Here is a 26075-nt window from a genome sequence, read left to right as displayed (position 1 = left end):
GCACCAGAGCTGGGGCAGACCCGGACGTCAGATTCAGTCACGTTCTTCCCTGGTTCTCCTGCGCGTCCTGCAGCGTGGACGAGTGCGGGAGCCAGGTGGCCAGCTCGACCGGCCAACCGTCGTCGGCCAGCACCCGGACGACGGCGGGGTCGTCGTCGAGGATCATCGCGACCTCCCGCTCCTGGGCCAGCCGCCGCACCACCTCGCGTTTGACGTAGCGGGCGGGGCGCAGGTCGTCGTCGGAACGCATGAACAGCGGACCGGTAGGCAGCCCGAAGCTCGCGAGCCAGCGCTCGGTGAGACGCCGGTTCCGCTCCGGGCGACCGGTCAGGTACACCACGTCGTAGAGGCCGAGTGCCTCCTCGAGCCGCTCGGCGCCCTCGTCGAGCAGCGGATCGGCGTGCGCGGCGGCGAAGAACTTCTCCCACCGGTGCACGTCGAGGAAGTGCAGCCGGTGCGAGACGTCGGCGAGCACGCCGTCGATGTCGAAGACCGCGAGTGAGCGGCTGTTGTCCGAAACCGTGCTCACCCCGGCAACCGCACCGGGTTCACGATGTCGGCCACGAGCAGGACCGCGCTGAACGCGAGGAACACCAGCACGAACACGTAGGCGAACGGGAGCAGTTTCGCCGCGTCGACCGGTCCGGGGTCGGACCGGCCGAGCAGCTTCGCGGTATTGCGCTTGATCGCCTCCCAGATCGCCGGCACGATCTGGCCGCCGTCGAGCGGCGGGATCGGCAGCAGGTTCAGCAGGAACAGCGACACGTTGACGGCGGCGAGCAGCTGCAGGAAGAAGCTCAGCTCGGCTCGCCACGGCTCGTCCTGCGCGAGGATCTCACCGCCGATCCGGGAGACTCCGACAACGCCGATCGGTCCCTGTGGGTCTCGTTCCTCGCCCAGGAACGCAGCACCGAACAGGGCTGGCACGCGCTGCGGAATCTGGGTGATCGCCTCCCCTGTGCGGACGATCACCGCCCCGATCTGCTCGGCGACGACCCCTGGCCCTTGACGCTCGTAGAACTGGACCGGGGAGAGTCCGATGAACCCCGCACTGATGATCCGGTTCGGGTCCTCGAAGTCGCGGACCTGATTCTCGATCAGCGTGGCCTGCAACGGGACTCGCTGCCCGTCACGCTCGACGACGATGTCAACGGCCCCCGAGGACGCCCGGATCGCCTCCTGCAGTCGGTTCCAGTCGTCCGCCCCGTACGGCTGCCCCTGGAATTCGACGATCACGTCACCGGGCCGGAAACCGGCCGCGGCCGCGGGCGACGGGGTCGCATCGGCCGGGCACTCCGTCGTCTGCGCGGTCGCCGGGAGGACGCAGCGGCTGACCTCGGCGACCGTGTTCGTGGTTCCCGTGGGGATCCCGATCCCCATCAGGATCCCGGCGAACAACCCGACGGCAAGGATCAGGTTCATGAACGGCCCGGCGAACATGACAATGATCCGCTTCCACGGCGCACGGGTCCAGAACTGCCGGTCCGCGTCCTCGGGCAGGACGTCGGCCTGGGACTGCGCCCGGGCGTCGTCCATCAGCCCCTGGAACGGCCCGGTCCGGCGGCTGCGGCCGAGCCGCCCGCTCCCCGGCGCCGGCGGCAGCATCCCGATCATGCGGACGTAGCCGCCGAGCGGGACCGCCTTGATGCCGTACTCGGTCTCCCCGCGCTTCCTCGACCAGATCGTGCGCCCGAAGCCGACCATGAACTCGGGGACCTTGATCCCGAACCAGCGGGCGGTGGCGAAGTGGCCGAGCTCGTGCCAGGCGATGGAGACGAGCAGCCCGAAGAAGAAGATGACGATCCCGACGATCGTCCAGAGCACGGTCACGACGCCGCCCTCTCCCGCGCGTGGGCGCGGGCCCACTCCTCGGCCGCCAGCACGTCCGCCACGGTAGCCGGGTCACCCGTCCAGGCGTCGGCCGCCTCCAGGACCCCTTCCAGCAGGTCCGTCACGCCCAGGTACCCGATCCGGCCGGCGACGAAGGCCTCGACGAGCTCCTCGTTCGCCGCGTTGAGCACCGCGGGCAGGCAGCCACCCCGCTCCCCCGCGGCGCGGGCGAGCCGGACGCCCGGGAACGCGTCGTCGTCGAGCGGCTCGAAGGTCCAGGTGTGCGCCGCGGTGAAGTCGCAGGCGGGTGCGGCGCCGGCGATGCGGTCCGGCCAGCCCAGCGCCAGCGCGATCGGCAGCCGCATGTCCGGCGGGGACGCCTGGGCGATCGTCGAGCCGTCGGCGAAGGTCACCATCGAGTGGACGATCGACTGCGGGTGCACCGTGACGTCGATCCGGTCGTACGGGATCCCGAACAGCAGGTGGGCCTCGATGACCTCGAGGCCCTTGTTCACCAGGGTCGCCGAGTTGATCGTGATGACCGGCCCCATGGCCCAGGTGGGGTGCTGCAGCGCCTGCTCGACCGTGACGCCGTCCAGGGACTCCCGGCCACGCCCGCGGAACGGCCCGCCGGACGCGGTGAGCACCAGCCGGTCGACCTCGGACGCCCGACCGCCGCGCAGGCACTGGGCCAGCGCCGAGTGCTCGGAGTCGACCGGCACGATCTGGCCGGGCTCGGCCGCAGCGAGCACCAGCGGACCGCCCGCGACCAGCGACTCCTTGTTGGCCAGCGCCAGCCGGGCACCCGTCCGCAGCGCGGCCAGGGTCGGGCCGAGCCCGCGGGAGCCGGTGATGCCGTTGAGCACGACGTCGGCCCCGCACGCCGTGACCAGTTCGGCCGCGGCGTCCGGCCCGTCGAGCACCTCGACGCCGGGCAACGCCTCGCGCACCTGCGCGGCGGCGGACGGGGAGGACACCGCGACCCGCGGCACCCCGTGCGCACGCACCTGGGCGAGCAGCAGCGGCACGTCCGAACCGCCCGCGGCCAGCCCGGCGACCGTGAACCCGCCGGCCTTGGTGATCACATCGAGGGCCTGGGTGCCGATCGACCCGGTACTGCCCAACACGACGAGTGACTTCATCACCGCACATCATCCTCCGCCGCCCGGCTGTGCGACGATGACCCCGACCGCCAGGTGGTCGAATCGGTCGTAGCAGGAGGAAGCACGTGGCGAGCAAGACACGCGAGGTCGCGATCCGTTCGGGTGTCGACCCCGAGGAGGAGCCCTCGGTCGACTGGGGCTGGCACCAGAACTTCACCAAGGGCCTCCCGATCGCCGCGGGGCTGACCGGCATCATCCTGCTGCTGTTCATGATCGGGCACTCGATCTCCTGGACCGAGTTCCTCTACATGGCGATCCCGGCGCTGGTCTGCCTGATCGGCGCCGTGGCGTACCCGATCTACAAGCGGCGCAGCTGGCGCCACTGAACGGACCTCGCATGGCCGCGGGCGCGGGGGAACCGGTCGAGCTGACGATCGGCGACCGCGTCGTGCGCCTGTCCAGCCCGGACCGGGTCTACTTCCCGGCCCGCGGCGAGACCAAGCGGGACCTGGCCGCGTACTACACCTCCGTCGGGGACGGGGTCGTGCGCGCGCTGCGCGACCGGCCGTGCATGCTGCACCGCTTCCCGACCGGCGTCACCGGCGAGAAGGTGCACCAGAAGCGGCTGCCGCGCGGCGCGCCGGACTGGGTCCGCACCGTGCGCGTGCACTTCCCGCGCTGGAACCGCACCGCCGACGAGCTCTGCGTCGGCCACGTCGCCGACGTGGTCTGGGCAGTGCAGATGTCCACCGTGGAGTTCCACCCGTGGAACTCCCGCGCCGCCGACGTCGAGTCCCCCGACGAGTGGCGGATCGACCTCGACCCGATGCCCGACGCGTCGTGGTCCGACGTCCGACGAGTGGCCGGCGTGGTGCACGAGGTGCTCGACGAGCTCGGGGCCACCGGTTTCCCCAAGACCTCCGGCGGGTCCGGGCTGCACGTCTACGTCCGGATCCCGCCCGAGCACGGGTTCGCCGAGGTCCGCCGGGCCGCGCACGCCTTCGCCCGCGAGGTCGGGCGGCGCTGCGACCGCGTGGACCTGTCGTGGTGGCGCAAGGACCGGGACCCGTCGAAGATCTTCGTCGACTACAACCAGAACGCCCGCGACCACACGATCGCCTGCGCCTACTCGGTGCGCGGCACCCCGGACGCGCGGGTGTCGGCCCCCGTCCGCTGGGACGAGATCGACGACTGCGAGCCGGGCGACTTCACGATCGCCACGATGCCGGCCCGCTACGCCGAGCTGGGCGACCTGCACGCCGGGATCGACGAGGCGGTGTTCACGATCGACCCGCTGCTGGAGTGGGCCGACCGCGACGACCGGGACGGCGCCGCGCCCCCGGACCTGCCCGATCTCGACCGGGAGGCGTGACCGGCATGGACGAGCACCGCAAGCAGCGGCTGCAGCGCGTCGGCTACGGCGTCGGCGGCGGCCTGGTGATCGGCACGGCGGTCTGGACGCTGACCGGCGCCGCGTGGTGGCTGGGGCTGTTCCTCGTCATCGGCCTGCTCGCCGGGCTGTTCCTCGCGGCGAGCGCGCCGGACGGCTGAGCCACCCCGGCGGAGCCCGGGAGCTCAGCCCCCGGCGACCGCGCGGAGCCGGGCGAACTCGGCCACCATCGCCGCCCGGGACCAGTGCGCGTTGAGCCCGGACGGGTTGGGCAGCACCCAGACCCCGGTGCCGCCGAGCCGCTCGTCCTGCTCCCCCACCACGGCGTCACGCCGGCCGAACGCGGTCCGGTAGGCCCCGATCCCGACCACCGCCAGCCGGTCCGGGCGGTGCTCGCCGACCAGCTCGCGCAGCCGCTGCCCGCCGGCGACCAGCTCGTCGTCGGTGAGCTCGTCGGCCCGGGCGGTCGCCCGCGGCGCCATGTTGGTGATCCCCAGCCCGCACCTCGCGAGCTCGTCCTGCTCGTCCGGGCGCAGCAGGCGCGGGGTGAACCCCGACTCGTGCAGCACCGGCCAGAACCGGTTGCCCGGGCGCGCGAAGTGGTGCCCGGTCGCCGCGGACACCAGGCCGGGGTTGATCCCGCAGAACAGCACCCGCAGGGGCGGGTCACCCGGCCCGGGCAGCACGTCGGGGATCGTCCGCCCGCGGGCACGTTCCAGCTCGTCGCGATCGGGCAGGCGTCCCACGGGCACCATCCGACCACGCGCCGCGGACCGGTGCGACACCGAGCCGCCCGCCGCCCCGATCAGTTCCGCCGGCCCGGACGGTCCACCCCGTACGGGCGATCCGGGATGCCCGTCGCCCCGCCCCGAGAGGAGACTGCCCGCTGTGGACCTGCCCGTGATGCCTCCGGTGAAGCCGATGCTGGCCAAGCCCGCGTCGTCGATCCCCGACGGGAAGCTGTACGAACCCAAGTGGGACGGCTTCCGCTCGATCGTCTTCCGCGACGGCGACGAGGTCGAGATCGGCTCCCGCAACGAACGGCCGATGACCCGCTACTTCCCCGACGTCGTCGAGGCGGTGCAGCAGCACTTCCCGGCGCGCGCGGTGATCGACGGGGAGATCGTCGTCGCCGACCGGGTGAACAACCGGCTCGACTTCGAGGCGCTGCAGCAGCGCGTGCACCCCGCGGCCAGCCGGGTCGCGCTGCTCGCGAGCGAGACCCCGGCCTCGTTCGTCGCGTTCGACCTGCTGGCACTGGGCGACGACGACCTCACCGGCCGCCCGTTCGCCGAGCGCCGGGAGCTGCTGGAACGGGCACTCGCCGACGCGACGGCACCGGTGCACGTCACCCCGATCACCTCCGACACCGGCACCGCCCGGGACTGGTTCGAGAGGTTCGAGGGCGCCGGGCTGGACGGGCTGATCGTCAAGGACCCGGCGGGGGTCTACGAGCCGGACAAGCGGGTGATGACCAAGGTCAAGCACGAGCGCACCGCCGACTGCGTCGTCGCCGGGTACCGGGTGCACAAGTCCGGTCCGGACGCCGTCGGGTCGCTGCTGCTCGGGCTGCACGACGAGCGCGGTGTGCTGGTCTCGGTGGGCGTGGTCGGCGCGTTCACGATGGCGCGGCGCCGGGAGCTGATGACCGAGCTGCAGCCGCTGGTGACCGACTTCGACGAGCACCCGTGGGCGTGGGCCAAGCAGCTCCAGGGCGAGCGGACGCCGCGCAAGTCCGAGACGAGCCGGTGGAACTCGGGCAAGGACCTGTCGTTCGTGCCGCTGCGCCCGGAGCGGGTCGTGGAGGTGCGCTACGACTACATGGAGGGCGCCCGCTTCCGGCACACCACGCAGTTCGTGCGGTGGCGCCCGGACCGCGACCCCGGGTCCTGCACCTACGCCCAGCTGGAGCACCCGGTGCGCTTCGACCTCGGCGAGGTGCTGGCGAGCAAGGGCTGACACCGCGGCACGGTCCCGGGCTCACCAGCGGTCCCGGGCTCACCAGCGGTCCCGGGCTCAACGGCGGCACCGGGGTCAATTGCGGCACGCGTCACGACGTGCAGCCGCAGGAGTCCCGGTGCACGAACCGGGTGGGCAGCCGCACCGAGCGCGGCGCGGTGCCGGGTGATTCCATCCGTGCCAGCAGCATCCGCACCGCCTCCCGGCCGATCTCGGCGAACGGCTGCGCGACCACGGTCAGGCGCGGGCTGAACGCGTCGGCCCAGGGGAAGTCGTCGAACGCGGCGAGCGCGACGTCGCCGGGGACCCGCAGCCCGGACTCGTGCAGCGCCTGGACCACACCGATCGTCATGGCGTTGTTCCCGGTGACCAGCGCGGTGGGCCGGTCGGGCGCGGCCAGCAGTTCCCGGACGGCGCGGCGGGCCGGTTCGGCCTCGGAGTGCCCCTCGACGACCCGGGGCGGACCCAGTCCGGCGCGCTGCAGTCCGAGCCGGTAGCCGTCGAGCCGCTCCACGGTCGTGGCGAGCCCAGCGTGCCCGGCGACGAACCCGATCCGGGTGTGTCCGGCCGCGGCAAGGTGCTCGACGAGCCCCGCGACCGGCTCGACGTTCTCGGCCCCGACCTCGTCGTGGGCGACGCCGAGCATCCGGTCGACGAGCACGGTCGGCACCTTCTGCGCGGCCAGGGCGTCCAGCGTGCGCCCGGAGTCCGCGGACGGGGCGAGCAGGACGCCGTCGACCCGGCTGCGCAGCCGGGCGACGGCGGTCGCCTCGTAGCCGGGGTCGTCGTGCGGGTCGGTGAGCAGCAACGTGTAGCCGGCCGCGGCGGACTCGTCCTCGATCGCGTGCAGCAGCTCCCCGAGGTACGGGTTCGAGATCGCCGAGAGCGCGAGCCCGAGCGTGCGTGTGCGGGAGGTCGCCAGCGACCGGGCGGCGGCGTTCGGCGTGTAGCGGGCCTGCTCGACGGCGGCGAGGACCTGCCGGCGGGTCTGCTCGCGCACCGGCCGGGTGCCGTTGAGGACGTGCGAGACGGTCGCGGTGGAGACCCCGGCCAGCCGGGCGACCTCGGCCATGGTCGCGATCGCACACCTCCTTCGACTGAACTCCTGTCACGGAACGGGCACAGAGTACAAGCAAGCGGTTGCGCAAGCGGTTACTTCACGCCTACCGTACTTGAGTCCGCCGAACGGACGTGTGCAGAATCACAGCAATCGTAGCCCTCGAGGACGAGGAGAGCGCCGTGGAGAACGGCCCAGCCGAACGGAACCTGCCGACGTGACCGCCAGGACCGTCCCGAGCCGCCGACGCGGGGGGCGCATCGCCGCCGCGTTGCTGGCCGCGCTCTCGCTGGTCCTCTCCGGCTGCGCCGGGGCCGGCACGCTGGGGCTGCCCGAGGGCGCCCGCACGGTGACCATCGCGATCGTGTCCAACCCGCAGATGGAGGACGCGATCGAGCTCAGCCCGCGGTTCGAGGCGGAGAACCCGGACATCAAGCTCCGGTTCGTCAGCCTCTCCGAGAACGAGGCCCGGGCGAAGATCACCGCGTCGGTCGCCACCGGCGGCGACGAGTTCGACGCCGTCATGATCAGCAACTACGAGACCCCGCAGTGGGCCCGCAACGGCTGGCTGGTCGACCTCGACCCGCTGATGGCACAGACGCCGGGCTACGACCGCGACGACTTCACGCCCAGCATCCGCAACGCACTCTCCGGGCCGGACGGGCACATGTACTCGGTGCCGTTCTACGGCGAGTCGGCGTTCCTGATGTACCGCAAGGACCTCTTCGCCGAGGCGGGGCTGACGATGCCGCCGAACCCGACCTGGGAGCAGGTCGCCGGGTTCGCCGACCGGCTCACCGACCGGGAGCAGAACCGGGCCGGGATCTGCCTGCGCGGCAAGCCGGGCTGGGGCGAGGTCATGGCCCCGGTCGGCGCGATGATCAACTCGTTCGGCGGCCGCTGGTACGACGAGCAGTGGAACGCCCAGCTGACCTCGCCCGAGGTCCGCGAGGCCGTGAACTTCTACGTCGACCTGGTCCGCCGGGACGGCCAGCCTGGCGCCGCCGGCTCCGGGTTCTCCGAGTGCGGCACCCAGTTCAGCCAGGGCAACACCGCGATGTGGTTCGACGCCACCGTCGCCGCCGGCCTGCTGGAGAACCCCGACGAGTCGCGCGTCGTCGGCGACGTCGGCTACGCGCCCGCCCCGACCGGCGTCGACGGGCTGCCGTCCGGATGGCTCTACTCGTGGGCGCTGGCCATCCCGCGCACCACTGCGGAGAAGGGCCCCGAGCAGGTCGACGCCACCTGGAAGTTCCTGTCCTGGATGACGTCGAAGCCCTACCAGCGCATGGTCGGCGAGGAGCTGGGCTGGACCTCGGTCCCGCCCGGTGCGCGGCAGTCGACCTACGCGATCCCGGAGTACATCGAGGCGTCGAAGGCCTACGCCCCGCAGACCCGGGCCGCGATCGACGCCGCGAACCAGGACCGCCCGACCCGTGACCCGGTCCCCTACACCGGGCTGCAGTTCGTCGGCATCCCCGAGTTCCAGGACCTCGGCACCCGGGTCAGTCAGCAGATCTCCGCCGCGATCGCCGGGCAGCAGAGCGCCGACGAGGCGCTCGACCAGGCCCAGGACTACGCCGAGGTCGTCGGCGAGAGCTACCAGCAGCAAGGAGCCGACTCGTGACCGTCACGGAGGCGACGCCGCAGGCCCCGCCCGAACGGCCGGCCGAGCGTGGGAACGCGCGGAAGGAGGGTTGGATCCGCCGGGCACCGCTGCTGCCCGCACTGATCTTCACGATCATCGTCACGCAGCTGCCGTTCCTGGTCACGATCTGGTACTCGCTGCAGTCCTGGAACCTGGTCCGCCCCGGCAGCCAGCGCTTCGTCGGCCTGGAGAACTACGCGACGGTCTTCACCGACTCGCAGTTCCGCGGCGTCGCGCTGAACTCGATCATCCTGACGCTGGGCGCGGTGTTCATCGCGATGATCCTGGGCCTGGCGATCGCGCTGCTGCTCAACCGCGCTTTCGTCGGCCGCGGGATCGTCCGGACCCTCATCATCACCCCCTTCCTGATCACCCCGGTGGCCGGCGCGCTGCTGTGGAAGACGGTGATGTTCGACCCGACCTACGGCCTGGTGAACTTCGTGCTCGGCCCGTTCGGCGCCGACCAGACCGACTGGATCTCGACGTTCCCGCGGGCCGCGGTGATCGTCGCGCTGGTGTGGCAGTGGACGCCGTTCATGATGCTGCTGATCCTCGCCGGGCTCGGCTCGCAGCCGGCGGAGGTCCTCGAGGCCGCCCGGATGGACGGGGCGAACGGCTTCGCCGTGTTCCGCGAGGTGACGCTGCCGCACCTGCGCCGCTTCATCGAGCTGGGCGTGGTGCTCGGCGCGATCTACCTGGTCAACACGTTCGACACGATCTACATGATGACCCAGGGCGGACCCGGGACGGCGTCGGCGAACCTGCCCTTCTACATCTACCAGCGGGCGTTCCTGGGCTTCGACATCGGTGAGTCCGCCGCCATGGGCGTGGTCACCGTGGTCGCGACGATCATCGTCGCCACCCTGGCCCTGCGCCTGATCTTCCGCAGCTTCTCCGCCGCCGAGGAGGCGTGATGACGGCCGCCACCGCATCCGGGACCACCACCTCCCCGAACGCCGCGGCGCCGGTGCCGCGACGGACCGGGCGTGGCTCCGGTGCCCTGCTCACGGTGCTCGCCTGGATCGTCGGCATCGGGTTCTTCTTCCCGGTGCTGTGGATGGTGCTCACCGCGTTCAAGACCGAGGCCGACGCCTACACCGACCCGCCGACCCTGTTCTTCGCCCCGACCCTGGACAACTTCGTCGAGGTGTTCGCGGGCGGGGTCGGCCCGTACCTGCTCAACTCGCTGTTCGCGACCGTGGTCTCGACGCTGCTGGTGCTGCTGCTCGGGACGCCCGCCGCGTTCGCCCTGTCGCTGCGCCCGGTGAAGAAGACCCAGGACGTGCTGTTCTTCTTCATCTCGACGAAGATGCTGCCGGTCGTCGCGGCGATCGTCCCGATCTACGTCGTCGTGAACTACATGGGCGCGCTCGACAACATCTGGACGCTGATCGTCCTGTACACGGCGATGAACCTGCCGATCGCGGTGTGGATGATGCGCTCGTTCTTCCTGGAGGTCCCGCGCGAGCTGCTGGAGGCGGCGAGCATGGACGGCGCCTCGCTGGGCCGCTCGCTGCGCGAGGTCGTGCTGCCGATCGTGTCGCCGGGGATGGCGGCCACCGCGCTCATCTGCATGATCTTCAGCTGGAACGAGTTCTTCTTCGCCGTGAACCTGACCGCGTCGCGGGCCGCGACCGTGCCGGTGTACCTGGTCGGGTTCATCACCTCCGAGGGCCTGTACTTCGCCAGCCTGTGCGCCGCGGCCACGGTCGCCGCGCTGCCCGTCGTCATCGCCGGGTGGATCGCGCAGAACAAGCTGGTCCAGGGCCTGTCCTTCGGTGCCGTCAAGTGAGTGTCCCGAGTCCTGTTCCTGCTGTGCCTTTTACAACTTCAGTGCCTTCTGTGTCTCGTGTGAGGGGAGCCCGGCGTGGCTGACGTGGTGTTCGACCAGGCGAGCCGGATCTACACCGCGGGGGCCAAGCCCGCGGTCGACCGGCTGGACCTGACCGTGTCCGACGGCGAGTTCGTCGTCCTGGTCGGGCCGTCCGGCTCCGGGAAGTCGACGGCGCTGCGGATGCTGGCCGGGCTCGAGGAGATCGACGGCGGCTCGATCCGGATCGACGGCGAGAACATGGTCGGGGTGTCGTCGAAGGACCGCGACATCGCGATGGTGTTCCAGAACTACGCGCTGTACCCGAACAAGACCGTCGGCGAGAACATGGCTTTCCCGCTGAAGATGGCCGGGGTCGAGAAGTCCGCGCGCGCCGAGAAGGTCCGCGAGGCCGCCGCGATCCTCGGGCTCACCGACTACCTGGACCGCAAGCCCCGGGCGCTGTCCGGTGGTCAGCGGCAGCGGGTCGCGATGGGCCGGGCGATCGTGCGGGAGCCGCGGGTGTTCCTGATGGACGAGCCGCTGTCGAACCTCGACGCGAAGATGCGGGTCTCGACCCGTACCGAGATCGCCGCGCTGCAGCGCCGGCTCGGGGTGACCACCGTCTACGTCACCCACGACCAGGTCGAGGCGATGACGATGGGAGACCGGGTCGCGCTGCTCGCCGACGGCAAGCTGCAGCAGTTCGCCACCCCCGCCGACCTCTACGACCGGCCCGCCAACGCGTTCGTGGCCGGGTTCATCGGCTCACCGGCGATGAACCTGTTCACCGTGCCGCTGACCGAGCGTGGGGTGCGGCTGGCCGGGCACGAGCTCGCGCTGCCGCGCGACGTGCGCGCCACCCTCGGCACCCACCAGATCACCGAGGTGACGCTGGGTATCCGGCCCGAGCAGTGGACGGTCACCGACAGCGGCACCGAGGGCATCCCGGCCCGGGTGGACGTCGTCGAGGAGCTGGGCTCCGACGCGTTCCTCTACGGCACCCTCGCCGAGTCGACCGGGGACCTGTCCGACGACTCCGCGGTGCTGACCGGGTCCGGGCAGGACGCCGTCGTCGTCCGGACCGGGGGGCGCTCCGGCACCCGCCGCGGCGACCGGATCGCCCTGACGCCCTCGGTCGAGGGGCTACACCTGTTCCACCCGGAGTCGGGCGAGCGGCTGTAGCTCCGGCACTCTCCGCGCCGGCGAGCCGGGCGCGGCGCCGCTGCCCTCGCGCGCCGGTTGCGCGCCGTTCCTTGCGCCCCCAGGGGCACCCTCGGGGCACCTGGCGCTACGAGGGTGCCCCTCGGGGCAGCACATGTGGGCGCTGAGGGGCCAGCTGCGCGCGTCGTCGGGCGCGCCGTGACGCCGACCGCCGGTGCGGCGGCCACTACCGACGAGCCCCTTCCCGTGCCCCCGGGGGCACCCTCGGGGCACCTGACGCCACGAGGGTGCCCCTCGGGGCGGCGCGCGTGAGTGGCCTCGGTGCCGGTGCGCCGGGCGCGGCGCGGGACCGGCGCCGGGTCAGCCGGAGTGGGAGGCGGCGAGCTGACCGCAGGCGGCGTCGATCTCCTGGCCGCGGGTGTCCCGCACGGTGCAGGCGATGCCGCCGGCCCGCACGCGGCGCACGAACTCCTCCTCCACCGGCTTCGGCGAGGCGTCCCACTCGCTGCCGGGGGTCGGGTTCAGCGGGATCAGGTTGACGTGCACCCGGGACGTGCCGATGTGCCGGCGCAGCATCGTCGCGAGCAGGTCGGCCCGCCACGGCTGGTCGTTGACGTCGCGGATCAGGGCGTACTCGATCGAGACCCGCCGCCCCGTGGTGGTGGCGTAACGCCGCCCGGCGTCGAGCACCTCGCCGACCTTCCAGCGGTTGTTGACCGGGACGAGGGTGTCGCGCAGCTCGTCGTCCGGGCAGTGCAGCGAGATCGCGAGGGTGACCGGGATCCCCTCCTCCCGGAGCCGGTCGATCGCCGGGACGAGCCCGACCGTCGACACGGTGACGCCCCGGGCCGAGATACCCAGGCCGTTCGGTGCCGGTTCGGTGATCCGGCGGACCGCGGCGACGACCCGCTTGTAGTTGGCGAGCGGCTCGCCCATCCCCATGAACACGACGTTGGACAGCCGGGTCGGCTCGTCCAGCGCGCCGTCGCGGGCCGCGGCGGCGGCCCGGCGCACCTGGTCGACGATCTCGGCCGTGGACAGGTTCCGCTGCAGACCGCCCTGGCCGGTCGCGCAGAACGGGCACGCCATCCCGCACCCGGCCTGACTCGAGATGCACACCGTCGCCCGGTCCGGGTAGCGCATCAGCACCGACTCGGCCAGCACGCCGTCGTGGCCGCGCCAGAGGGTCTTGCGGGTGGCGCCGTCGTCACAGGCCTTCTCGGTGAGCGGGGTGACCAGCGACGGCAGCACGGCCGCCAGCTTGGCCCGGGCGTCGGCGCCGAGGTCGGTCATCGCCTCGAGGTCGTCGGTGAGACGCCCGAAATAGTGCCGCGCCAGCTGGTCGAGCCGGAACTTCGGCAGGCCGATCTCGGCCGCCACGGCGGCGCGGTCGGCCGGGTCGAGGTCGGCGAGATGGCGGGGCGGCGTGCCGCGGCGGGGTGCGTCGAAGACGAGCGGAAGGCTGGACATGGCACCTCCAGTGTGCCAGCCCCGCCCGGGGGCGCCGACGTTCGCTCCCTCAGCGGACCCGGGGCAGCCGCACGTTGTAGCGCCGTGAGAGGTCGGTGAGGATGCCGAGGCGGCGCATCGCGGCCACCCACAGCACCAGGCCCGCCAGCAGTCCGATCACCGGCTGTGAGGATCCGGTGCCCTGGCCCTCGTGGCTCAGCGCCAGGAACGCACCGAACGCGGCGATCAGCAGCACCAGCGCACCGGTGGCGACCAGGCTGCGCTCCTCCAGCACGGTGGACGCCTGGATCAGCAGGACCCCGATCAGCGCGGCCGTCACCGCGATCGACACCTCGGCGTAGCCGACCAGCCCCAGCAGCGAGGGCAGCAGCACGATCCCGGCCACGCCGACCAGGATCAGTCGCTGCATCCGGCGCTTGCGCTCGGGGTGCAGGACCACCACCATCGCCGCGTTGCGGCGGCGGACGATCACCAGGTACGCGGTCAGGAACAGCCCGAGCGCGACGAGCACGGTACCGAACCCGCTCGCGAGTCCCGCGGCACCGATCGTCCAGGCCAGCATGCCCAGGACGACCTCCAGGCTCGGCGCGGGCACCCCGAGCGAGGACTGGCGGGTGGTGTACGGCATGGCGTCCACGGTAGCGAGACCGCCCGCCCGCTCGCCGCCACTCCCCCGTGCACGTCCGGTGGTCGTCCGGTGGTCGTCCCGTGGTCGTTCGACGGGGCTGCCCGACCGGACACCGGACCCCGTGCGACGCTGACCGCACGGGAAGGTCGTCCCGGACCCGGCCCGTGCCACCACCACGCACCGGGCCGCGGCCCGGTCTCCCCCGAGGAGCCCCATGACAGTCCCCGAGAAGGAACTTCCCGAGACGAGCGTCGCGACCGGCCACGACTCCCGGCCGCCGTCGATCGGCCGCCGCGCGGTGTTCGCCGGCGCCGGAGTGGCCGCGATCGGCGCGGTCGCCGCGTGCGGGGGCGGCACCACCACCGACGACTCCGGAGGCCAGCAGGAGGCCGGTGACGTCCCCGAGGGCGCCCCGGGCACCAGCCTCGGTCCGGCGTCGGAGGTGCCGGTGGGCGGCGGGAAGATCTACGCCGACGAGCAGATCGTCGTCACCCAGCCGACGGCCGGGCAGTTCACCGGCCTGTCCGCGGTCTGCCCGCACCAGGGGTGTGCGGTCAACGCGGTCACCGACGGCGCGATCCTCTGCCCGTGTCACGGCAGCCGCTTCGGCCTCGACGGCGCCGTGGTCCAGGGCCCCGCGGTGCAACCCCTCGCCGAGCGGCCGGTCACCGTGGCGGACGGCTCGGTCACGCTGGCCTGACGCCGGCGCTCCGGTGCGGGCCGCGCCGGAGCCGCCCGGTCACCGAGGAGGCGGGTGGGTCCTCACGGCAGGACGAGCCCGGTGGGCCGGCGACGGGTGTGCACCCGGTAGCCGACCCGGATCGTCAGGCCCGCGACGTCGGCGATCGCGGTGCGCGCGGTGCCCTTCGAGAACTCGATGCGCAGGACCTCCTCGAGCTCCGCACGCTCGGCGAAGCGCCAGGTGGACAGCACCCGGCGCAGCGCGAAGCCCTGACCGGCGAAGAACCGGTCGACCGCGGGCGGGTCGTAGCGGGGCAGGTCCGCGCGCAGCCAGTTCCCGTACGGGCGGGCGGTGAAGTCGAGGTCGACGACGACGAGCGTCCCGCCGGGGCGCAGCACCCGTTCGGCCTCGGCCAGCCCCGGCTCGCACCCGGGCCCGAAGAAGTAGGCGGTGCGGGCGTGGAGCAGGTCCGCGCTCGCGTCCGGCAGCGGGAGCTCTTCGGCGCCGCCGGTGTGCACGCTGATCCGCGGGTCACCCGCGCACCGCTCCCGGGCCCGTGCCACGAGCGGCGGGTGCGGTTCGACACCGGCCACGGACGCGGCGTCCTCGGCGAAGCGGGGCAGGTGGAACCCGTCGCCGCAGCCGATGTCGACGACGTCGAGCCCGGCCCAGCCGCCGGTCTCCTCACCGAGGGCGGACCAGAGCGCGCCGTCGGCGTCCTGCGCGCGGTTCTCGACCTCGTAGATCTCGGGCCAGTTCCAGATGTTCGGGCTCGGGATCGCGGGCCCGGGCTTCGGCTGACCACCGAACCCGGTCCAGGTGCGCCTCACGCGACCGGGACGACGATCCCGAGCACCGCCCACGCCACGAAGGCCGTCGGCAGCAGCGAGTCCAGCCGGTCCATCAGACCGCCGTGCCCGGGGAGGAGCTTGCCCATGTCCTTGATGCCGAGGTCACGCTTGATCAGCGACTCGACCAGGTCGCCCAGCGTCGCGGTCGCGACGAGCAGCGCCCCGACCAGCAGGCCCCAGTACCAGGGGGCGCCGAAGAACAGCGCCACGCACAGCGCTCCGGCGGCCATGCCGGACGCCATCGACCCGCCGAAGCCCTCCCAGGACTTCTTCGGGCTGATCGTGGGGGCCATCGGGTGCTTGCCGGCGACGACCCCGGCCGCGTAGCCACCGACGTCGGAGGCGACCACGCAGATCAGGAACGTCAGTACCCGCCCGATGCCCTGCGGCGCGACGGTCAGCTGGACCGCGAACGCGACCAGCAGCGGGACGTAGACGGCGACGAACAGCGACGCGCTGATGTCGCGCACGAAGTGGGCCGCGCCCTCGCGCATCCGCCAGAGCAGGCAGCCGAGCACGGTCGCCGCGAGTGCGATCGCGGCACCGCGCAGACCGAACGGCCAGGACAGCCAGACGACGGCCTGCCCGCCCAGCAGCAGGACCGGGGTGGAGACCCGGATGTCGGCACCGCGGCGCAGTGCGCCGGCGAGCTCCCAGGTACCGACCGCGGTGACCGCTGCCAGGACCAGGACGAACCACTCGGGGACGATGAGCAGGCTGACCAGGATGACGGCGCCCAGCCCGACGCCGACGGCGATCGCGGCGGCGAGGTTGCGGCCCAGCCGGGCCCGTTTGGACGGCTTCACCGGGGGCCCGTCACCCGACGTCGCCGATTTCCCGGCCGGCCCCGAACGGGGGAGGTCGGAGGTCACGGGGACGGCGGCGTCGGAGGAGGAGGTCACCGGGCGTCAGACCTCGAGGAGTTCGGATTCCTTGTTCTTGACCAGCTCGTCGATCTGCGTGACGTAGCGGTCGGTGACGTTCTGCAGCTCCTTCTCGGCGCGGACGACCTCGTCCTCGCCGGCCTCGCCGTCGCGCTGGATGCGGTGCAGTTCGTCCATCGCCTTGCGGCGCAGGCCACGCACGACGACGCGGGCGTCCTCACCCTTGCCGCGGGCGACCTTGACCATCTCGCGGCGGCGCTCCTCGGACAGTGACGGGATGATCACGCGGATGATCTGGCCGTCGTTGCTGGGGTTCACGCCGAGGTCGGACTCGGCGATCGCCTTCTCCATCGCCTTGAGCTGGCTGGCGTCGTACGGCTTGATGACCGCCATGCGGGCCTCCGGGATGGAGACCGACGCGAGCTGGTTCAGCGGGGTCGCGGCGCCGTAGTAGTCGACGACGATCCGGGAGAACATGTTGGGGGTGGCCCGGCCGGTGCGCACGGACGTGAGGTCGTCGCGGGCGACGGCGACGGCCTTCTCCATCTTCTCCTCGGCGTCGAAGAGCGTTTCCTCGGTCACGGTTGCATCCCCCGGCCCTGTCGTACTCGCTGTTCGATCCGATCCTCTCACCTCCGCCCCCGGGCGGCGCGTGCGCACCGCCCGGGGGGAGGCGGCGGATCAGTTCTGACCGACCTCGAAGCGGACGAAGCCCTTGATGGTCACGCCGGCCTCGTCGGCCACGGCCTTCACGGTCTTCTTGCTGTCCTGCACGGAGGTCTGCTCCAGCAGCACGACGTCCTTGTAGAAGCCGTTGACCCGGCCCTCGACGATGCGCGGCAGCACCTGCTCGGGCTTGCCCTCCTCGCGGGCGGTGGCCTCGGCGATGCGCTTCTCGTTCTCGACGGTCTCGGCCGGAACCTGCTCGCGGGTGGTGAACTCCGGGCGCGCGGCCGCGACGTGCATCGCCAGGCCGCGGGCGGCCTCCTCGGCTGCGCTGTCCCCCTGGGCCGACTCGTAGGAGAGCACGACGCCGATCTGCGGGGGCAGGTCGGTGGCACGCTTGTGCAGGTAGACGGCGGTCGGGCCCTCGACGTGGGCGTACCGCTTCAGCTCGAACTTCTCGCCGATGCGGGCGGACAGCTCGTGGACGGCCTCGCCCACGGTCTTGTCCTCCAGCTTGGCCTCGGTCAGCCCGGCCAGGTCGGCCGGCTTCTGCTCGACGGCGACCGCGAGGACCTTCTCGGCCAGCGCGATGAAGTCGTCGGACTTGGCGACGAAGTCGGTCTCGCAGTCCAGCTCGACCAGGGTGCCGCCCTCGGCAACGACCAGACCGTTCGCGGTGGCGCGCTCGGCGCGCTTGCCGACGTCCTTCGCACCCTTGATGCGCAGGAGCTCCACGGCCTTGTCGAAGTCGCCCTCGGACTCCTCCAGGGCCTTCTTGCAGTCCATCATCCCGGAGCCGGTGAGCTCACGGAGCCGCTTGACGTCGGCGGCGGTGTAGTTCGCCATCAGGGGTCTCTCGTCCTCTGGGTCGTGACGGGAAGGGATCACCGGGGCACGTGGGCGGCCGGGTCCGGTCCGGACCCGGCCGCCCCGCGCGGATCAGTTCTGGGTGCCGTTGGTGTTCGACGCCGAGGCGGTCGCGGCGTCCGCGCCGTCGCCACCGGCGGCGGACAGGCTGGCGCCGTCCGAGCCGACCTCGTTACCGGCCAGGACGTCCTGCTCCCACTCGGCGAGCGGCTGCTCGGCGGCGGCCTCGCCCTCACCACGACGCTGGCCGCGGGCGACCAGGCCGTCGGCGGCCGCCTTCGCGATGACCTTGGTCAGCAGCGCGGCGGAGCGGATCGCGTCATCGTTACCCGGGATCGGGTAGTCGACCTCGTCCGGGTCGCAGTTGGTGTCCAGGATGGAGACGACCGGGATGTTCAGCTTCCGGGCCTCGCCGACGGCGATGTGCTCCTTCTTGGTGTCCACCACCCACACCGCGGACGGGACCTTGGACATGTCCCGGATACCACCGAGGGTCCGGGTGAGCTTGTCCTTCTCGCGGGTGAGCATGAGGATCTCCTTCTTGGTGCGACCCTCGAACCCGCCGGTCTCCTCCATCGACTCCAGCTCCTTGAGACGCTGCAGCCGGCGGTGGACCGTCTGGAAGTTGGTGAGCATGCCGCCCAGCCAGCGCTGGTTGACGTACGGCATGTTGACCCGGCCGGCCTCTTCGGCGATGGCCTCCTGGGCCTGCTTCTTGGTGCCGACGAACATGATCGTCCCGCCGTGCGCGACGGTCTCACGCACGAACTCGTAGGCGCGGTCGATGTACGACAGCGTCTGCTGCAGGTCGATGATGTAGATGCCGTTGCGCTCGGTGAGGATGTAGCGCTTCATCTTCGGGTTCCAGCGCCGGGTCTGGTGCCCGAAATGCACGCCGCTGTCGAGCAGCTGCTTCATGGTGACGACGGCCATGGCCTACGTTCACCTCTCTGTCGGGCGCGGCGACGTGCCGCGCGTGCGGTTTCGCGGCACCACCGGTCGGCGGAACCGCCCTGGCGCCAGCCACGGGGCCGGACCCGGCTCCCCGCGCCGCTGTCGGGCGACTGCTCGACGGCGACGGGTTCGCGGGACCGCCCGGCCTCCGCTCCCGGTGCCGCACCCCGGAGGACACGGCGCAGCGGGCAGGCGGGCGCGCGAAGTCACCACGACATTCGTGGTGCGCGACCAGTGTACGCCGAGGTCTGCGCATCGGATGCAGCGGAGCCCGCGCACGGGTCCGGGCGTCCCCAAGTACGCGATCCGTCCACAGCTGCGCAGGTCGGCCCGCACCCCGGCGGTCGCGGCCCGAGGCTGGCAGGGTGCCGCCTCACCCGCTCCCGCACCGCCCGCTCCAGCACAGCCCGCTCCAGCGCGCTCCGCTGCCCCGCAGTCCACTCCCCCACAGCCCGCTGCCGGATGCCCTCCCGCCGGACGCGCCTCCCCGGACCGGTCCCGCTCACGACGAGCATGTCGACAGCGCGCCTGCCCTCCCTGCCCCGGCCCCCGGTGCACCTGCCTTCCGTGCGCCGGCCTCCGGTGGGTCTGCCCTCCATCCGCCCGACCCCGGTGCGCCTGCTCTCCGTGCACCTGCTCTCCGTGCGCCTGCTCTCCGTGCGCCTGCCTTCCGTGCACCTGCCCTCCGTGCGCCTGCCTCCGGTGCGCCTGTCGCCGGTGCACCTGCCGCCCGGGTGCTTGCCTGCAGCGGGATTGCCCGGGACGACCCTGTTCCGGGCGTACCCGTCCCGGCGCCCCCGCGGGCCACGCCCGCACCCGGGCGCCGGGACGCACGCAGGGTGCTGCGTGGGCTGGTGGTCGTACTGGCCGTGGTCGTGACCGTGCTGGCGGTCCTGCCGCCGTGGGTGGCCCGCGCGGGCCCGGTGACGGGACGACCGTTCGCGCCGCCCGCAGCGGCACCAGCCGAACCGGCACCGCCCGCAGGGGCACGAGCCGAACCGGCTCCGCCCGCGGCGGCACGAGCCGAACCGGACCCGCCCGGGCCCGGCGCTCCCCCGCCGGCCGAGCGATCCGGACCGGAACCACCCGCCCTGCCGCCCGCCGCACCGGGCCAGCCCGGTTCGGCCGCCCCTGGACCAGCCGATCCCGTCCCCGGCCACCCCGGACCGGCCGCCGCGCCGCCGCCGGACGTCGGTCCCGCGCCGGACCCTGCCGCCCCGGCGGTCCCACCGCCTCGGCCCCCGGGCGCGGGCATCCCGGCGCCGGGCGCGCGGTACTCGTGGCCGGTGCTGCCGGTCCCCGCGGTGACGGGGCCGTTCCGCAAGCCGACGTTCCGGTTCGGCCGCGGTCACCGGGGTGCTGACCTGGCGGGCGCGCCGGGGCAGGCCGTGCTGGCCGCCCGCGAGGGGGTGGTCGTGTTCGCGGGACCGGTCGCGGGCCGCGGCGTCGTCTCGGTGGACCACCCGGACGGTCTGCGCAGCACCTACGAGCCGGTGGCGCCCTCGGTGACTGCCGGGGAGGCCGTGGCGGCGGGCGATCCGCTCGGCGTCCTGCAGCCGGGGCACGCCGGCTGCCCGGCCGCCGCGTGCCTGCACTGGGGCGTACGGCGGGACCGGCTCGATCATCTCGATCCGCTGGTCCTGCTGCGCCCACCGCGGATGCGGCTGTTGCCGTGGGACCACACGGAACCGGTCGCCGACCCCGCGGTCCCGCACGGCGGACAGGCGGGCGGGCCGCCGACCGCGCGGGTGGGCGGAGCTCCACCGTGACCCCGGATCGCCGTCACGGTCCCGGCGCCGGGCTCCCGGGCGGTGCCCGACCGGCGCGGCGGCCCGGGCCCGCACTCGCCCCGGCTGATCGGGCGGCGGGACGGCCGGTCCGCTCGGTCAGCCGGCGAGCGCGGGGGGCATCCGGCCGCGCAGCCGGGTGAGGATCCGGGCGTGCAGCTGGCACACCCGGGACTCGGTCACCCCGAGGAGCACCCCGATCTCGGCGAGGGTGTGGTCCTCGAGGTAGTAGAGCCGCAGCACCGTCCGGTCCCGCTCCCCCAGCTGCGCGATCGCCGCCCGCAGCTCGTCACCCGTCTCGCGCCGGGTCACGGCGAGGCCCGGCTCGTCGGCCTCGTCCGCGAGGAGCGCGGCGAGCACGTCGGCGCCCGACGACGCCGCCGCACCGAGGTGGCCGACGGTGACCAGGTGCAGCGGCCGTCCGGCCTGACGGAGCTCGCGCAGGCCGATCCCCAGCTCAGCGGCGAGCTCCCGCTCGGACGCGGGCCGTCCGGTCCTCGCCTGCACCGCGTCGCGGGCCCGTTCGACCTCGCGGCTGCGGGCACGCACCGTGCGCGGTACCCAGTCCTGGGCACGCATCTCGTCGAGCATCGCCCCGCGGACACGCTGGGCGGCGTAGCCCTCGAACCGGATCCCGCGGGCCGGGTCGAACCGGTCGACGGCCTCCATCAGGCCGAAGGTGCCGGACTGGAGCAGGTCCGACAGCTCGATCGACGACGGCAGCCGCACCGCGAGCTTGAGCCCGACCCCGCGCACCAGCGGGCTGTGATGCTCGACCAGCCGGCGACGCGCCTCGGGATCGCGACCGTCGAGGAATGCTCGCCACAACGGCACCGCGTCGGGCTCGACGGTCTCCTCCAGGTGGTCCCGGACCGGCCCGGGTGTGTCACCTCCGGCGCGGCCGACGGCGCGAACCGGCCCGCGCCGCACGACCCCGGCGGTACCCCGGGGACGCCCGGCGGGCCCGGGTGCCGCCGCACCACGGGCGACCCGGTCGAGCACCGAGGCGAGGACGACGGGGAAGGAGTCGGGTCGAGCGGGAACCGGGACTGCGCTTTCGAGCGGGACTGTGCTTTCGAGTGGGACTGCGCCTTCAACCGGGGCTGTGCCTTCACGCCCGTGGGTGGGCCTGCTCATGAACCACCTTCAGCCGATCAACGGTCACGTGTGTGTAGAGCTGGGTCGTTGACAGCGTAGCGTGACCGAGCAACTCCTGTACGTAACGAAGGTCGGCTCCGCCCTCCAGGAGATGTGTGGCTGCGGCGTGCCGGAGGCCGTGTGGTCCGACGTCGGTCGTGCCCGGCACCGCGCGCATCGCGCGGTGCACGACCGTACGGGCCACACGCGGGTCGAGCCGACCGCCCCGGACCCCGAGCAGCAGGGCCGCCGGTGAGGCCGGCGTGGCGAGGGCCGGGCGGCCCCGGTCGAGCCACCGGCGCAGCGCCCGCGCGGCGGGGACTCCGAACACCACGGTGCGTTCCCGGTCGCCCTTGCCCCGGACCCGCAGGGTGCGACCGGCTTCGTCGATCCGGTCCAGGTCGAGCCCGCACAGCTCGGCGACCCGGATCCCGGTGCCGTAGAGCAGTTCGAGCACCAGCAGGTCGCGCAGTGCCTCCGGGTCGTCCTCGGTCGCCCCCGAGATCGCCGCGTCCAGGACCGCGGCGGCCTCCTCGGCCGCCGGCACCTCGGGCAGGACGGTGGCGGCGCGCGGGGACCCGAGCCGGGCGGCCGGGTCGTGGTCGAGGCGCCCGGTACGGACCGCCCACGCGGAGAACGTGCGCGCGGCCGCCGTCCGCCGGGCCACGGTGGCCCGCCCCGCCCCGGCCGCGTGCGTGGCCGTGAGCCGCCGGCGCAGGCGGTCGAGGTCGAGTGCCGCGAGCCCGGGCAGGCCGCGGAGCAGGTCGGTGAGATCCGACCGGTAGGCCCGCACGGTGTGCGGGGAGCGGCCGCGTTCGTGCTCCAGATGGGAGGCGAACGCATCCAGGGCGGCGGCCACCTCCGGCGCCAGGTCGTCGTCCGCGCGGTCGGGATCGCCGGTGCCGTGGTGCCGGGTGCTGGCCATACGGGGACCGTCCGCCGCGGACGGTGCCCGGTCAAGGACCGCCCCGGCGCGCCGGGCGTTGCCAGAGACCCTGGTGGTACTCGGCGAGCCCGCGTTCCTCCAGCTCGGTCAGCGCGGCACGGACGTCGTCGGCGGCGACGCCGGCGACCTCGGAGATCCGGCCCGGTGACCACGCGGCGCGGGCCGGCAGTGCGTCGTGCACGGCGAGCGCGGCAGGCGTGAGGCCGTCGGTGGGCCGGCGCTCCCCCGCCGGCGGCAGGGCGAGATCCAGCCCGAGCCGGCCGACCGTCTCCAGGACGTCCTCGGGGCGCCCGACCAGCTGGGCCTGCCCGGCGCGCACCAGCTCGTGGCACCCGACCGACAGCGCCGACGTGACCGGGCCCGGTACCGCCATCAGCGGCCGGCCGAGGGCGAGCGAGTCCGTGGCCGTGCGACGCGACCCGCTGCGGGCTCCCGCCTCGACCACCAGGCAGCCCGCTCCCAGGGCGGCGAGCAACCGGTTGCGGACCAGGAAGCGCAACCGGCCCGGCACGGTCCCCGGCGGGTACTCGCTGAGCACCAGCCCGGTCGCCGCGATCCGCTCGATCAGCCCGGTGTGGGCGACCGGGTAGAACCGGTCCGGCCCGCAGGCCAGTACCGCGACCGTCGCCGCGCCGACCGCGAGCGCACCGCGGTGGGCCGCGGCATCGATGCCGAAGGCCGCACCGGAGAACACCGTGACCCCGCGCCGGGCGAGCGCCGAGGCGAAATCCGCCGTGGTGTGGAGCCCGTAGCGGGTCGCGGCCCGCGAGCCCACGATGGTGACCGACCGCTCCGCCAGGGCCGAGAGGTCGGCGGGGCCCCGGGCCCACAGCGCGACCGGCGGTGCCAGGTCCGCGCGCGTGGCGAGCGCGAAGGCCGAGAACGGCCAGTCCGGCCACTGCGGGTCCTCCGGGACGAGCAGCCGGGCGCCGACGGCCCGTGCGGCGTCGAGGTCCGCGGCGCTGCGGTCGGTGCCGCGACGCGCGGTCGCGGCACGCAGGAGCTCGTCGGACACCGCGCCCCGGCGCAGCCGGTCCGCCGCCTCGACCGGTCCGTACTCCTCGATGAGCCCGATCAGCCGCCGATTCGGTGGTTCGACGCTGCGCAGCAGGTACGCACGCGCCCGCAGGACCTCCTCCGGGACCGGAACCGGGGTCGGGGTCGGGGCCGCGACCGCGGACGGGACTGGGGCCGGAGTCCGCGCGCCGGTCCGGTCCGGCCCGGTCGCATCGCCCTGGGGAACCGGCTGCCGGTTCATGCTGCGCTCCTCTCACGGAAGTACAGGGCGGCGTCGACCTCGCCCCGCCCGGGCCGCTCGGCACCGGCGAGATCGGACAACGTCCACGCCACCCGGAGCGCCCGATCGGCGCCCCGGGCACTGAGCTCACCGGCCCTCATGCGTTTCTCCAGCGGTTCCAGCACCCCGGGCGCCAGGGGGAAGCGGGTGCGCAGCTCGGTGCCGGGGACCTCGGCATTGCACCGCCAGCCGTGCTGTGACCAGCGCTCGCCCGCCGCGGCGCGGGCCTCGAGCACCCGGTCCCGGACGGCGGCGGTGGGCTCACCGCGCCCGCCGGTGACTGAGAAGCCGGTCACCGGTTCCATCGCCACCCGCAGATCGACCCGGTCCAGCAGTGGACCGGACAGCCGTGCCATGTACCGCCGACGGATGTCGGGCCGACAGGTGCACTCGCGGTCCACCGGCGGGGCGCACGGGCACGGGTTCGCCGCGAGCACGAGCTGGAACCGGGCCGGGTAGTGGACGGTGCCGTCGGCCCGTGACAACCGGACCTCCCCCTCCTCCAGCGGGGTCCGCAACGAGTCGAGCACCGAGGCCGACCAGTGCGGGCATTCGTCGAGGAACAGCACCCCACGGTGCGCCAGCGAGACCGCACCGGGCCGGGCGACACCGCTGCCGCCGCCGAGCAGGGCCGCGGCCGACGCGGAGTGGTGCGGCGCGACGAACGGCGCGAGGGTGCTCAGCGGAGCGCCGTCCGCCAGCCGCCCCGCCACGGAGCGGATCGCGGCCAGCTGCAACGCCTCCGCCCGGCCCAGTTCCGGCAGCAGCCCGACGATCCGCTGGGCCAGCATCGTCTTGCCGGTCCCCGGCGGGCCGACCATCAGCAGGTGGTGGCCACCGGCGGCGGCGATCTCCAGGGCCCGCCGGGCGTCGTCCTGCCCGAGCACGTCCGCGAGCTCCGGAGGGGCGACGGCCGGGCCCGGGCCGTCGACGGTCGGGACCCGCTCGAGCCGGTGCGCCCCCGTCGCCCAGTCCAGGACCTCGGTGAGCGTCTCCGCGCCGTAGGAGGCGAGGCCGTCGACGAGGGCGGCCTCGGCGAGCGTCGCCCGCGGCACGATCGCGCGCGCCATACCGGCGTCGCGCGCCGCGAGCAGGCACGGGAGCACCCCGCGGACCGGGCGCAGCCGGCCGTCGAGCGCCAGCTCGCCCACCAGCACGGTGCCGCGCAGCCGGTCCGGCGGGACCAGCTCGGCGGCGGTCAGGACCGCGCAGGCCAGCGCGAGGTCGAACCGGCTGCCGGTCTTGCGCAGCGTCGCCGGGGACAGCGCGAGGACGATCCGCTGGTTGGGCCAGGTCCGACCGGAGTGCACGATCGCCGAGCGCACCCGGTCCTTCGCCTCGTTGAGCGCGGCGTCGGGCAACCCGACCAGGTGCACCCCGGGGATGCCGCCGCCGATCGCGGCCTCGATCTCCACCGGGACACCGTCGACGCCGTGCAACGCGACCGACCACACCCGCGCCAGGCCCTCCATCAGAACGCCGCCGGGTAGTGGGTGAGCGTGGCCGGACCGCCGGGCGGCATCAGGACCGCGACGACGTCGAACCGCACCTCGGTCCAGGCGAGGTGATGGGCGGCCATCCAGACCCGCGCCAGCCCGCGGATCCGGCGCATCTTGCGTGGGGTGATCGACTCGGCGGGCTCGCCGTAACCGGTGCCCGAGCGGGTCTTCACCTCACAGACGATGAGCCGCCGCTCGGGGTCGGTGGCGATGATGTCGAGCTCGCCGTCCTTGCACCGCCAGTTCCGGGACAGCACGACCATCCCGTGTTCGCGCTCGAGGTAGGCGGCGGCGGTGTCCTCACCGCGGCGGCCGAGCTCGTCCTTCGCAGCCATGACCCCACGATCGGGCCACGGGGACGCTGCGGAGCGACGAACCGGGGCGCTGTGGACGGATCCGCCACTTGGGGATCGGCACCGCCGACCGCGGTCCGGGCGGGCCGCCGG

Annotated in this window: 27 protein-coding genes; 10 read left to right on the top strand and 17 right to left on the bottom strand. The window is 73.5% G+C overall.

What is annotated here, in order from left to right; translation table 11 throughout:
• Window positions 1-37: 37 nt before the first annotated feature.
• From BM093_RS03570 to dxr, 3 genes are read right to left on the bottom strand one after another with little or no spacing between them, the layout of a single operon-like run.
• Window positions 38-529, bottom strand: a complete 492-nt coding sequence (locus tag BM093_RS03570; RefSeq protein ID WP_093337088.1) for a phosphatase domain-containing protein — start codon at window positions 527-529, stop codon at window positions 38-40.
• Window positions 526-1830 (bottom strand): M50 family metallopeptidase, encoded by a 1305-nt coding sequence (locus BM093_RS03565; protein WP_093337491.1) that lies wholly within the window; start codon window positions 1828-1830, stop codon window positions 526-528. Before BM093_RS03565 ends, BM093_RS03570 begins: the two co-directional genes overlap by 4 nt.
• Window positions 1827-2972, bottom strand: a complete 1146-nt coding sequence (dxr, locus tag BM093_RS03560; RefSeq protein WP_093337085.1) for a 1-deoxy-D-xylulose-5-phosphate reductoisomerase — start codon at window positions 2970-2972, stop codon at window positions 1827-1829. Before dxr ends, BM093_RS03565 begins: the two co-directional genes overlap by 4 nt.
• A gap of 86 nt (window positions 2973-3058) precedes the next feature.
• Here dxr and BM093_RS03555 point away from each other — a divergent pair, with 86 nt between their 5' ends.
• The 3 genes from BM093_RS03555 to BM093_RS03545 are packed head-to-tail and all read left to right on the top strand — an operon-like array spanning window position 3059 to window position 4484.
• The gene (locus BM093_RS03555; RefSeq protein WP_093337082.1) at window positions 3059-3319 is read left to right on the top strand and encodes a DUF2631 domain-containing protein; all 261 of its coding nucleotides are present in this window, start codon (window positions 3059-3061) and stop codon (window positions 3317-3319) included.
• 11 nt (window positions 3320-3330) lie between these two features.
• The gene (ligD, locus tag BM093_RS03550; RefSeq protein ID WP_093337079.1) at window positions 3331-4305 is read left to right on the top strand and encodes a non-homologous end-joining DNA ligase; all 975 of its coding nucleotides are present in this window, start codon (window positions 3331-3333) and stop codon (window positions 4303-4305) included.
• Complete coding sequence (locus BM093_RS03545; protein WP_093337076.1) at window positions 4302-4484, top strand: hypothetical protein; 183 nt, start codon at window positions 4302-4304, stop codon at window positions 4482-4484. Before ligD ends, BM093_RS03545 begins: the two co-directional genes overlap by 4 nt.
• Window positions 4485-4508: 24 nt before the next feature.
• On the opposite strand, the gene mug is transcribed toward BM093_RS03545, so the two are convergent.
• On the bottom strand, window positions 4509-5078 hold the full coding sequence (gene mug, locus BM093_RS03540; RefSeq protein WP_093337073.1) for a G/U mismatch-specific DNA glycosylase: 570 nt from the start codon (window positions 5076-5078) through the stop codon (window positions 4509-4511).
• 133 nt (window positions 5079-5211) lie between these two features.
• Here mug and BM093_RS03535 point away from each other — a divergent pair, with 133 nt between their 5' ends.
• Window positions 5212-6282, top strand: a complete 1071-nt coding sequence (locus BM093_RS03535; RefSeq protein WP_093337070.1) for an ATP-dependent DNA ligase — start codon at window positions 5212-5214, stop codon at window positions 6280-6282.
• A 91-nt stretch (window positions 6283-6373) separates the two neighbouring features.
• On the opposite strand, the gene BM093_RS03530 is transcribed toward BM093_RS03535, so the two are convergent.
• Window positions 6374-7354, bottom strand: a complete 981-nt coding sequence (locus tag BM093_RS03530; RefSeq protein ID WP_218162640.1) for a LacI family DNA-binding transcriptional regulator — start codon at window positions 7352-7354, stop codon at window positions 6374-6376.
• A 202-nt stretch (window positions 7355-7556) separates the two neighbouring features.
• Between BM093_RS03530 and BM093_RS03525 the strand changes: the two genes are divergently transcribed.
• The 4 genes from BM093_RS03525 to BM093_RS03510 all read left to right on the top strand — a co-directional run bounded on the left by BM093_RS03525 (window position 7557) and on the right by BM093_RS03510 (window position 11982).
• Complete coding sequence (locus tag BM093_RS03525; protein WP_093337065.1) at window positions 7557-8966, top strand: ABC transporter substrate-binding protein; 1410 nt, start codon at window positions 7557-7559, stop codon at window positions 8964-8966.
• Window positions 8963-9901, top strand: coding sequence for a carbohydrate ABC transporter permease (locus tag BM093_RS03520; RefSeq protein WP_093337062.1), 939 nt, complete (start codon window positions 8963-8965; stop codon window positions 9899-9901). The genes BM093_RS03525 and BM093_RS03520 overlap by 4 nt, the downstream gene beginning before the upstream one ends.
• On the top strand, window positions 9901-10779 hold the full coding sequence (locus tag BM093_RS03515) for a carbohydrate ABC transporter permease (protein ID WP_093337059.1): 879 nt from the start codon (window positions 9901-9903) through the stop codon (window positions 10777-10779). The genes BM093_RS03520 and BM093_RS03515 overlap by 1 nt, the downstream gene beginning before the upstream one ends.
• Window positions 10780-10854: 75 nt before the next feature.
• Complete coding sequence (locus tag BM093_RS03510) at window positions 10855-11982, top strand: ABC transporter ATP-binding protein (RefSeq protein ID WP_093337057.1); 1128 nt, start codon at window positions 10855-10857, stop codon at window positions 11980-11982.
• A gap of 339 nt (window positions 11983-12321) precedes the next feature.
• On the opposite strand, the gene rlmN is transcribed toward BM093_RS03510, so the two are convergent.
• Both rlmN and BM093_RS03500 read right to left on the bottom strand, forming a co-directional pair.
• The gene (gene rlmN / locus BM093_RS03505) at window positions 12322-13431 is read right to left on the bottom strand and encodes a dual-specificity RNA methyltransferase RlmN (RefSeq protein ID WP_093337054.1); all 1110 of its coding nucleotides are present in this window, start codon (window positions 13429-13431) and stop codon (window positions 12322-12324) included.
• 49 nt (window positions 13432-13480) lie between these two features.
• Complete coding sequence (locus BM093_RS03500) at window positions 13481-14059, bottom strand: hypothetical protein (RefSeq protein ID WP_093337052.1); 579 nt, start codon at window positions 14057-14059, stop codon at window positions 13481-13483.
• Between the two features lie 214 nt (window positions 14060-14273).
• Between BM093_RS03500 and BM093_RS03495 the strand changes: the two genes are divergently transcribed.
• Window positions 14274-14759, top strand: coding sequence for a Rieske (2Fe-2S) protein (locus tag BM093_RS03495; RefSeq protein ID WP_093337049.1), 486 nt, complete (start codon window positions 14274-14276; stop codon window positions 14757-14759).
• Window positions 14760-14821: 62 nt separating this feature from the next.
• On the opposite strand, the gene BM093_RS03490 is transcribed toward BM093_RS03495, so the two are convergent.
• From BM093_RS03490 to rpsB, 5 genes are all read right to left on the bottom strand, one after another.
• Window positions 14822-15571 (bottom strand): class I SAM-dependent methyltransferase, encoded by a 750-nt coding sequence (locus tag BM093_RS03490; protein WP_093337046.1) that lies wholly within the window; start codon window positions 15569-15571, stop codon window positions 14822-14824.
• Window positions 15568-16494: a phosphatidate cytidylyltransferase gene (locus BM093_RS03485; protein WP_093337043.1), complete on the bottom strand. Its 927-nt coding sequence runs from the start codon at window positions 16492-16494 to the stop codon at window positions 15568-15570. Before BM093_RS03485 ends, BM093_RS03490 begins: the two co-directional genes overlap by 4 nt.
• Before the next feature lie 6 nt (window positions 16495-16500).
• Complete coding sequence (gene frr / locus BM093_RS03480) at window positions 16501-17058, bottom strand: ribosome recycling factor (RefSeq protein WP_093337040.1); 558 nt, start codon at window positions 17056-17058, stop codon at window positions 16501-16503.
• Window positions 17059-17157: 99 nt separating this feature from the next.
• Window positions 17158-17988, bottom strand: coding sequence for a translation elongation factor Ts (gene tsf / locus BM093_RS03475; protein WP_093337037.1), 831 nt, complete (start codon window positions 17986-17988; stop codon window positions 17158-17160).
• Between the two features lie 93 nt (window positions 17989-18081).
• Entirely contained in the window at window positions 18082-18942 is an 861-nt protein-coding gene (rpsB, locus tag BM093_RS03470; RefSeq protein WP_093337034.1) for a 30S ribosomal protein S2, read from the bottom strand.
• A 1307-nt stretch (window positions 18943-20249) separates the two neighbouring features.
• On the opposite strand from rpsB, the gene BM093_RS03465 reads away from it, so the two are divergent.
• Window positions 20250-20732, top strand: a complete 483-nt coding sequence (locus BM093_RS03465; protein WP_245773275.1) for a M23 family metallopeptidase — start codon at window positions 20250-20252, stop codon at window positions 20730-20732.
• Between the two features lie 117 nt (window positions 20733-20849).
• Here the strand turns inward: BM093_RS03465 and BM093_RS03460 are convergent, their stop codons facing one another.
• The 5 genes from BM093_RS03460 to BM093_RS03440 form a co-directional block, all read right to left on the bottom strand.
• Window positions 20850-21752, bottom strand: coding sequence for a FliA/WhiG family RNA polymerase sigma factor (locus tag BM093_RS03460; RefSeq protein WP_245773274.1), 903 nt, complete (start codon window positions 21750-21752; stop codon window positions 20850-20852).
• A 109-nt stretch (window positions 21753-21861) separates the two neighbouring features.
• On the bottom strand, window positions 21862-22812 hold the full coding sequence (locus tag BM093_RS03455) for a tyrosine-type recombinase/integrase (RefSeq protein WP_093337029.1): 951 nt from the start codon (window positions 22810-22812) through the stop codon (window positions 21862-21864).
• Window positions 22813-22843: 31 nt separating this feature from the next.
• Window positions 22844-24091, bottom strand: a complete 1248-nt coding sequence (gene dprA / locus BM093_RS03450; RefSeq protein ID WP_093337027.1) for a DNA-processing protein DprA — start codon at window positions 24089-24091, stop codon at window positions 22844-22846.
• The gene (locus tag BM093_RS03445; RefSeq protein ID WP_093337024.1) at window positions 24088-25602 is read right to left on the bottom strand and encodes a YifB family Mg chelatase-like AAA ATPase; all 1515 of its coding nucleotides are present in this window, start codon (window positions 25600-25602) and stop codon (window positions 24088-24090) included. The genes dprA and BM093_RS03445 overlap by 4 nt, the downstream gene beginning before the upstream one ends.
• Complete coding sequence (locus BM093_RS03440; protein ID WP_093337022.1) at window positions 25602-25964, bottom strand: YraN family protein; 363 nt, start codon at window positions 25962-25964, stop codon at window positions 25602-25604. The genes BM093_RS03445 and BM093_RS03440 overlap by 1 nt, the downstream gene beginning before the upstream one ends.
• Between the last annotated feature and the right edge of the window lie 111 nt (window positions 25965-26075).

Source organism: Pseudonocardia ammonioxydans (assembly GCF_900115005.1).
Taxonomy (GTDB): Bacteria; Actinomycetota; Actinomycetes; order Mycobacteriales; family Pseudonocardiaceae; genus Pseudonocardia; species Pseudonocardia ammonioxydans.
Note: the sequence above shows the minus strand (reverse complement) of the source record. Positions and strands in the feature narration are given on the sequence as shown.